Origin of the sequence: Streptomyces sp. H27-H5 (assembly GCF_026627505.1) — a bacterium.
GTDB lineage: Bacteria > Actinomycetota > Actinomycetes > Streptomycetales > Streptomycetaceae > Streptomyces.
Genome location: NZ_JAPNLK010000098.1, coordinates 21,271 through 27,794 on the forward strand (window position 1 = coordinate 21,271; position 6,524 = coordinate 27,794).

Here is a 6,524-nt window from a genome sequence, read left to right on the forward strand (position 1 = left end):
TTTGGGGCACGTAGTGCAGGGGCAGGAAAAGGGGGGCAAGACAGGTGGACGTCACCATCTACGTTCGACTCAGCCTGGATCAGCATGGCGACCAGTTGGGCGTTCAGCGCCAGGAGGGCGAGTGCCGGGCATACGCCGCAGCCCGTGGCTGGACCGTACGCGAGGCAATCACGGACAACGACATCAGCGCCACCTCGGGCAAGGTACGCCCGGGGTTCGAGCGCCTGTTGGCGTCCAAGCCGGACGCCGTCCTTTGCTGGCACACTGACCGGCTCGTACGGAAGACGGAAGACCTGCTGCGCGTGATCGCACTCGGGGTCAACGTCCATGCCATCCACGCTGGACACCTTGACCTGTCGACTCCCGCTGGTCGGGCCACAGCCAAGACGGTTACGGCTTGGGCGGAGTACGAGGGGGAGCAGAAGGCACTCCGGCAGAAGGCTTCGAACCTCCAGGCGGCGAAGAACGGCACCCCGCACAAGGCGGGTATTCGTCCCTTCGGCTACGCCGACGACTACGTGACCGTGGTCGAGGACGAGGCGGAAGCGATCCGCAAGGGTGCCGAGATGGTTCTTCAGGGCGAGACCCTGGCATCTGTCGCTCGCTTCTGGACCGGCCTCGGTCTGCTCGCTCCCCGCTCGTCGTCCGGCAAGGCGAAGGGCGAGACGAAGGGGTGGGGAGTCGGTGGAGTGAAGAAGGTGCTCATCTCCCCTCGGTACATCGCTCAGGCCACCTACCTGGGCGAAGTGATGGGCGAGGGTCAGTGGCCCGCGATCCTGGACGAAGCGACGCACTACGCCCTCGTGTCGGCACTGACGAACCCCAAGCGGTTCACGGGTGGTGCGCGTACCGGCTCAGCCCCTCAGACCCTGCTCGCCGGACTGGCTACATGTGGGCGTTGCGGGGAGACCGTGCGAGGCGGCATGTACCGAGGGACCCCGGTCTACCGCTGCGGACAGAAGCACGTACGCGTGCCCCGAGAGCTGGCCGACAAGCGCGCCGGTAGCGCCGTCCTGGCGCGGATCGTCTTCCCCGACTTCCTGCCCTGGGTCCTCGCCGCTCGACAGGAGCAGGGAGACGACTCGGCCCACCTTCACCAGGAAGCGCAGACCCTGCGGGAACGGCTGGACGGGTTGGCTGTGGCCTACGCCTCGGGTTCCATCACCTTGTCGCAGATGACGGCCGGTACCGAGGCGATCCGAGCCAGGCTGGACGAGATCGACGAGAAGCTGTCGGGTGTCACCGGCCTGCCCCCGATCGATCCCGTGTCTGGCATCGCTGGCCTGATTCAGGACTGGCCGAACACTTCGCTCCCCGTCCGTCGCGCGTGGGTCAAGTTCGTCACCACGATCACGATGCACCCCAACGGCTTCAAGAAGGCGGCGAAGATGACCGTGGACGACTACATGTCCGTGGACTGGAACCACACCGCCGACGAACCCGACGCGTAGCCTGACCCGCTCGACACGGCCCCGCTCTCACCCGAGGGCGGGGCTTCGTCGTGTCTGGTCAGAGGGGCGGGGGTCGGCCGGCTCGGTTGACGACCGAGCAACCGGCCATGTAAGAAGATCCTCCCGTTCCTTCGAGGAGCGGACACCGTAGCTCCCGTCGTGTGACGCCGGTAGAGCTGGCCACTCCGTGTAGGGGCCGCCATCCCAAGGGGCTGGCAGGGGAAGCCGAGGGCACCCCCGAAGCGCAGGACGGTACTGCGCGACTTCCACTCACCCGCCGAGGTGCAGCAACGCGCTGCCCTTGGCCGCCGCCGGGAGGTCGCCACCCCTTGAACAGCACCATCAACTTCGGCCCCGGCCGCCCGTGGGGCGGGGTATCTCAGCGCGAGTACCAGCGCATGACCCAAGACCCCCGACATCAGCTCGCCTACCGCATCCACTTCGCGGCCCTCGGTTGGGCCGACCGCCATGGGCACGCGAGCTTCGACCCCGGCAAGCTCGCCGCACTGCTCGGCAAGGATGGCAAGCCCCTGTCCGACCAGAGCACGAACAACGCCCTGGCCCGCGCCAAGCAGCTGGATCTTGTATCGCCTCGATCGGGCGCCGCTTGCCTTGTCCTCCCCTCTCACGTCTTCCAGAAGAGGAAGGGCGCACCGGTGCCGTGCCGCCTGCACCTCGATCGGTGACTACATCTCTCGCGTGTAGCCAGTACACGCCTCGCGTGTACCGAGACGTCATCTCACCTGCGGAAACGTTCGCGCCTTCTCTTCTCTTTTTGGCCTCACACACCTTTTGGCCTCACAGCGCGGCCCCGCAGGGGGCCGACAGGAAGGAAGCCAGGTACGCACTTACGTCAGCGACAAGGGGAAGTGGGGCGCGCAGCGCCCCAAGTCGTAAAGGCGACGGCGAAGAGAACCAAGCGACAGTCGCGGCCTCCGGCCGCACAGCCGCAAGACACTTCGTATGAGCGGCCCCGAAGGGGGCCGACATCAGCAGGACCAGGGAGCTGGCCAAGTGGGGGCGCTACCGCGCCCCCGCTACGCCAAGGATCAAGGCAAGCTGCTTGGGCAAGGGGGGCCGCTACGCGGCCACAGCGGGAAGCCACAGACGGCAAGCCTTGGTAAACCCTCACTCTTGCGCAGTCTCTGAGTGCCAGCCGCGCAGGGCGCAGCCCTCCTACCTGCACCTTCTTCGCCGTTGCCTCACTTCGCCGCTGTCTGACGGGGTCTGAAACCGTGGCACGATCTTGGCCGGTATGACATGGCGGTCCGGCAAGGACCCCTCAGGGGGTCATCCCCCACCCCCTTTCACCTACTCGGGGGGCTCGGTTACCTGTTCTCTCCTCAGCTGCACAAGAAGGGAGCGGCAGATCCAGTCGAAGACGCCGGAGCCCGCCCGATTCAACTCGTAGGCCAAGGTTTCCGCTTCTTCGTAGGAGATCTCGATGGAGGCCGCAGCCGTGCGCCTCTTGCTGACAAGCGCCCACGCCGCGCTGGGTAGCGGCTCAGTCTCCGGCACACGCTCAGGCGACCACATGCCGTGCACCAAGTGGTTTCGGCGAGCGAGCAAGGGCTTGAGTGTCGCAAGTTTGGAGCGGCACTCGGTGCGCTGCGCTTCCGTGATCTCCCGGTTGATCTTCACGAGCGCCGTACACGTATCGATCAGCTCATGTGGTCCAAGCCCCGCAGCCACAACCTCGGCGTACTTGCTGTCGATGAGGCAGGTCATGAGTTGGCGCAGGTAGTACTCCAGCGCAGCACTCTCCCTCGCCACCTCACCCACCAGGAGAGACATGCGCTGCTGTATCTCCTCCATCTCCTCGTCCGATCGGAGGATCGGAAGCCCATCGAGATGGCTTGGCAGGACCGCTTCATCAGACATGCCGAAGAGCGTACCGAGACGTGTCTCACAAACCTTCGTTTTCGGGACGGACGGCGAACGCTCGGGGCGTATCCGTTTCGCCCCCGCTCCGTCGTCTCGTAACCCGTCCCGAAACATCACCCTCACTACTGGATTTCGGGACACGTTTGTGAGACTGTCTCGTCATGACCACGAACACCCCGGCCGCACAGGTCGAACGTCATGCCTGCCCGAAGTGCGGAGCCCCCGCCGGTAGCCCTTGCCGTACGACGACGGGCAAGGTGGCGGCGAACTACCACACGGGCCGCTTCGCCTTGGTGCCCGCGCTCAAGGCGGAACTGACCGTGAAGACTCCGGCCGACCGCAACCCCGGGAAGGCGTGGACACGGGGCGCTCCTGTCACACAGGTGCCCGCCGCGATACCGGGCGCAGCGATCCGACTGGGCTACGCCCGTTGCTCAACCGTTGGACAGGAACTTCAGTCCCAGTTGGACATGCTTGCCCGTGCCGACTGCACCCGCGTGTTTTCGGAGAAGATCAGTACCCGTGTGAAGGAGCGGCCGGAGCTTGAGAAGGCGCTCACCCTGGCTCGGGAGTTCAAAGCGGCCGCGCCGAATCAGTCGGTCATCCTGACCGTGGTCGAGATGAAGCGTCTTGCCCGCAGTGCGGCAGAGCTGATGACGCTGTCTTCCGCCCTTCAGGCGGACGGCATCCAACTGGAACTCCTGTCCGGTCCCCTTCAGGGGGTGTACGACCCGAACGGGGCAGGTGCCATCGTGTTCGCCGTGCTCGCCGTCAGTGCAGAGGTGGAGCGGGAAGGCATACGAGAGAAGACGTTGGAAGGGTTGGAAGCTGCGGCCCGTAAGGGCAACGTCGGTGGGCGCCCGTCCGTGGTGGATGACGACACCCTCGCCGTAGCCCGTGCTCGACACGCCAAGGGAGACAGCGTCACAGCCATCGCCAAGGCCCTGGGAATCGGCCGTGCCACGCTGTACCGCCACCTGGGAGAGAGCGCCTGAGACAGGCGCACAGCCATGCAGACAGGCCCTCGGCATACGTCGGGGGCCGTTGTCATGCGCGGCCTACCCGGCGGGACAGGACAGGTCGGGAGCAGCCCGGTTCGGCGAGCACGTCACAAGGGCGACGGAGTGGAAGACAGTGCCCTTCAGGTAGTGGCCGAGGGACACGTCTCCTCCCCACGTCAGCCGCTCGACTGCACCCTTCACCAGGAGAACCAACCTGGTCACTTCCCGATCCTGCTCGGAGGCGAACCGGGGGGCGAACTCTGCGAGCTGAAAGCCGAGCCACTCACCGGCTTCCTTGGGTTCCTCCCACGTCCCTCGGATCATCGAGGGCGGTTTCATGAGCCAGTGCGCCGTTTGGATCGGGGGCACGTCGGTAGTCGGGAACACGGCCACGGCTTCTCGGTACCGGTCATGTACCTCCATCTCGCTGCTTGCGGTCGGGGCCTGTCCGGCCGGTCTGCGGATGCTCTCCTTGTCGAACGTCTTCTTCTCCCCCACCCATGCGTAACCGTGGTGGTGCACCGCTGCTCCGTTCCGAGGGATGACGACGGCCCCGCCCGTCAGGCGTGAGGGCGGGGCCGTCAGTTCAGGTGGTGCCGTGGATCAGGCGGAGAGGTCGAAGCGGGCGGGGTCGATGCCCGCCGCGTCCAGCTCGGCCGAGGTGAAGCGCAGCGGCTCAGCGTCCGGGCGCTTGCTGTCACCCATGGCCCATGCGTCCGGCCCGATCTTCGCGAGGGTCACGCACGCCTCGCCGTCCGGGTGGGTACTGCCACCGCACGCCTTCGAGAACTCGGCTCCCTCGATGGGGAGCCCGTACAGGTCGGTCATCGTTGTGCCCTTCCTGATCTGCTTCACAGCCGAGCGAGTGCCGGCTGCACCCCGCCCGTGATGGGCGGGAGTCGATGGGTGCTTCGGTTTCCCAGGGCCCGAAGCGGTTGCCCTCACCGCCCAGGGCGGCACTCCAGTCAAGGAGCGGACCGGGCCGGAACCTGGGCACGTCAACCCAGACGAGACGCGTCCTGCCTCTGCTCTACGGCTTGTCGATCGGGGGACTGCCTGTCTCCCGCCGGGAGGGCGGCGGTGACAGGATTCTGTGATCGGCTCAAGGAGCCGAGGGCACCCGCAGCGCCTCTGCGATCTGCTCGACCGCATCAGCGCGGATCATCCCGAGATGGACGTACGCCTGCCCGGTGTGCGTCACCACGGGCCGGACGCTGCTCCACGCGGACTCGGGAACGTCGAGCGCGGCGAGTGCCGCGCGTATGGACTCCGTCGCGTCTGTCGCCTGAGCCCTGGCATCTCTCCACGTCTGCATGTCCATCAGTGGCCGGTCCCGTGCATACGGAGCAGGATGTTGCAGTCGGCGACCGTGGTCCTGTCGTGCTCCATGCCCGCTGCCTTACGGAGCTGGCCAAGCCGCGCGCACTCGGGGCAGCCAGGTACCGGACGGGGCGGAGGGCGCTCCTCCCGGATCGGCAGTTCTACCGGTACTTCCTGCCACCGCGTGGGTTCTGTCTTCGTCACCGCCGCGCCCTCCCTGTCGCTTCCGAGGTCGATGAACAGACCGTAGGGAGCGGGGTCGTGAGGGGTCCACGCTGTTGCACGCGGTTGCACGGATTCACCCGAGGCCGGCGAGAGCCTTCGTGATCAGGGCGCGGGCGTCGGCTCCGCGCACGGCGGATCGGGACAGCTCGGAGAAGGCTCGGAGGTAGGTACGGATCTCGCCGGGCGTGGTCAGGTTGATCTCTGCGGTGAGAGTCTCGACCGCCACCTGTCGATCGTCGAAGGCGTAGAAGGCTTCGAGCGGCCAGACGGTACGGCGGGCCCGTGCCGGGATGATGCCGAGGGATACGTTCTGCTGTCCCATCACCGAGAGCACGTGTTCGAGCTGGGCCGCCATCGCGGCATCGTCGCTCACCCGGTAGTAGAGAACCGTCTCTTCGAGCACCAGGGCGAACCGATGGTCCCCTTCCCGGATCACACGGGACCGTTGGGCCCGAGCCTTCACGGCGTCGGCCACGTCGTCCGGGGTCCCCTGGAACGCCGTGATGGACCGTAGAAGTGAGAGCGGACAGCGCAAGATCCTTGTAGGCGGACATTTCGGATCCCGCTTGGCGGACAGCTGATCTCCCCGTCGATACGGCCGTTCGTGTGTCTTCGAACCCAGGTTCCGAACTGGTGATCCCTC

General features: G+C 66.3%; 8 protein-coding genes. 3 read left to right on the plus strand and 5 right to left on the minus strand.

All coding sequences use genetic code 11. The features are described from left to right. The first annotated feature begins 44 nt into the window (after window positions 1-44). Entirely contained in the window at window positions 45-1,451 is a 1,407-nt protein-coding gene (locus tag OTB19_RS34260) for a recombinase family protein (RefSeq protein ID WP_267802624.1), read from the plus strand. A 329-nt stretch (window positions 1,452-1,780) separates the two neighbouring features. Continuing rightward, on the plus strand, window positions 1,781-2,137 hold the full coding sequence (locus OTB19_RS34265) for a hypothetical protein (RefSeq protein ID WP_267802625.1): 357 nt from the start codon (window positions 1,781-1,783) through the stop codon (window positions 2,135-2,137). A 625-nt stretch (window positions 2,138-2,762) separates the two neighbouring features. Here the strand turns inward: OTB19_RS34265 and OTB19_RS34270 are convergent. Beyond that, window positions 2,763-3,332 (minus strand): hypothetical protein, encoded by a 570-nt coding sequence (locus OTB19_RS34270; RefSeq protein WP_267802626.1) that lies wholly within the window; start codon window positions 3,330-3,332, stop codon window positions 2,763-2,765. Between the two features lie 164 nt (window positions 3,333-3,496). Between OTB19_RS34270 and OTB19_RS34275 the strand changes: the two genes are divergently transcribed. Continuing rightward, a complete protein-coding gene (locus OTB19_RS34275) occupies window positions 3,497-4,330 on the plus strand; it encodes a recombinase family protein (RefSeq protein ID WP_267802627.1) in 834 nt (277 codons plus the stop codon). Between the two features lie 63 nt (window positions 4,331-4,393). Here OTB19_RS34275 and OTB19_RS34280 read toward each other — a convergent pair whose 3' ends face one another. The 4 genes from OTB19_RS34280 to OTB19_RS34295 form a co-directional block, all read right to left on the minus strand. Further along, entirely contained in the window at window positions 4,394-4,858 is a 465-nt protein-coding gene (locus OTB19_RS34280) for a hypothetical protein (protein ID WP_267802628.1), read from the minus strand. 81 nt (window positions 4,859-4,939) lie between these two features. Continuing rightward, window positions 4,940-5,164 (minus strand): DUF397 domain-containing protein, encoded by a 225-nt coding sequence (locus tag OTB19_RS34285; protein WP_267802630.1) that lies wholly within the window; start codon window positions 5,162-5,164, stop codon window positions 4,940-4,942. A 274-nt stretch (window positions 5,165-5,438) separates the two neighbouring features. Further along, window positions 5,439-5,651, minus strand: a complete 213-nt coding sequence (locus OTB19_RS34290; protein ID WP_267802632.1) for a hypothetical protein — start codon at window positions 5,649-5,651, stop codon at window positions 5,439-5,441. Between the two features lie 303 nt (window positions 5,652-5,954). Then, complete coding sequence (locus OTB19_RS34295) at window positions 5,955-6,356, minus strand: Scr1 family TA system antitoxin-like transcriptional regulator (RefSeq protein WP_324290570.1); 402 nt, start codon at window positions 6,354-6,356, stop codon at window positions 5,955-5,957. Between the last annotated feature and the right edge of the window lie 168 nt (window positions 6,357-6,524).

Bases quoted from the DNA above. Each gene is read 5' to 3' on its own strand.
- OTB19_RS34290 (WP_267802632.1), bottom strand. From the start codon at position 5,651: ATGCAGACGTGGAGAGATGCCAGGGCTCAGGCGACAGACGCGACGGAG.
- OTB19_RS34275 (WP_267802627.1), top strand. From the start codon at position 3,497: ATGACCACGAACACCCCGGCCGCACAGGTCGAACGTCATGCCTGCCCG.
- OTB19_RS34285 (WP_267802630.1), bottom strand. From the start codon at position 5,164: ATGACCGACCTGTACGGGCTCCCCATCGAGGGAGCCGAGTTCTCGAAG.
- OTB19_RS34270 (WP_267802626.1), bottom strand. From the start codon at position 3,332: ATGTCTGATGAAGCGGTCCTGCCAAGCCATCTCGATGGGCTTCCGATC.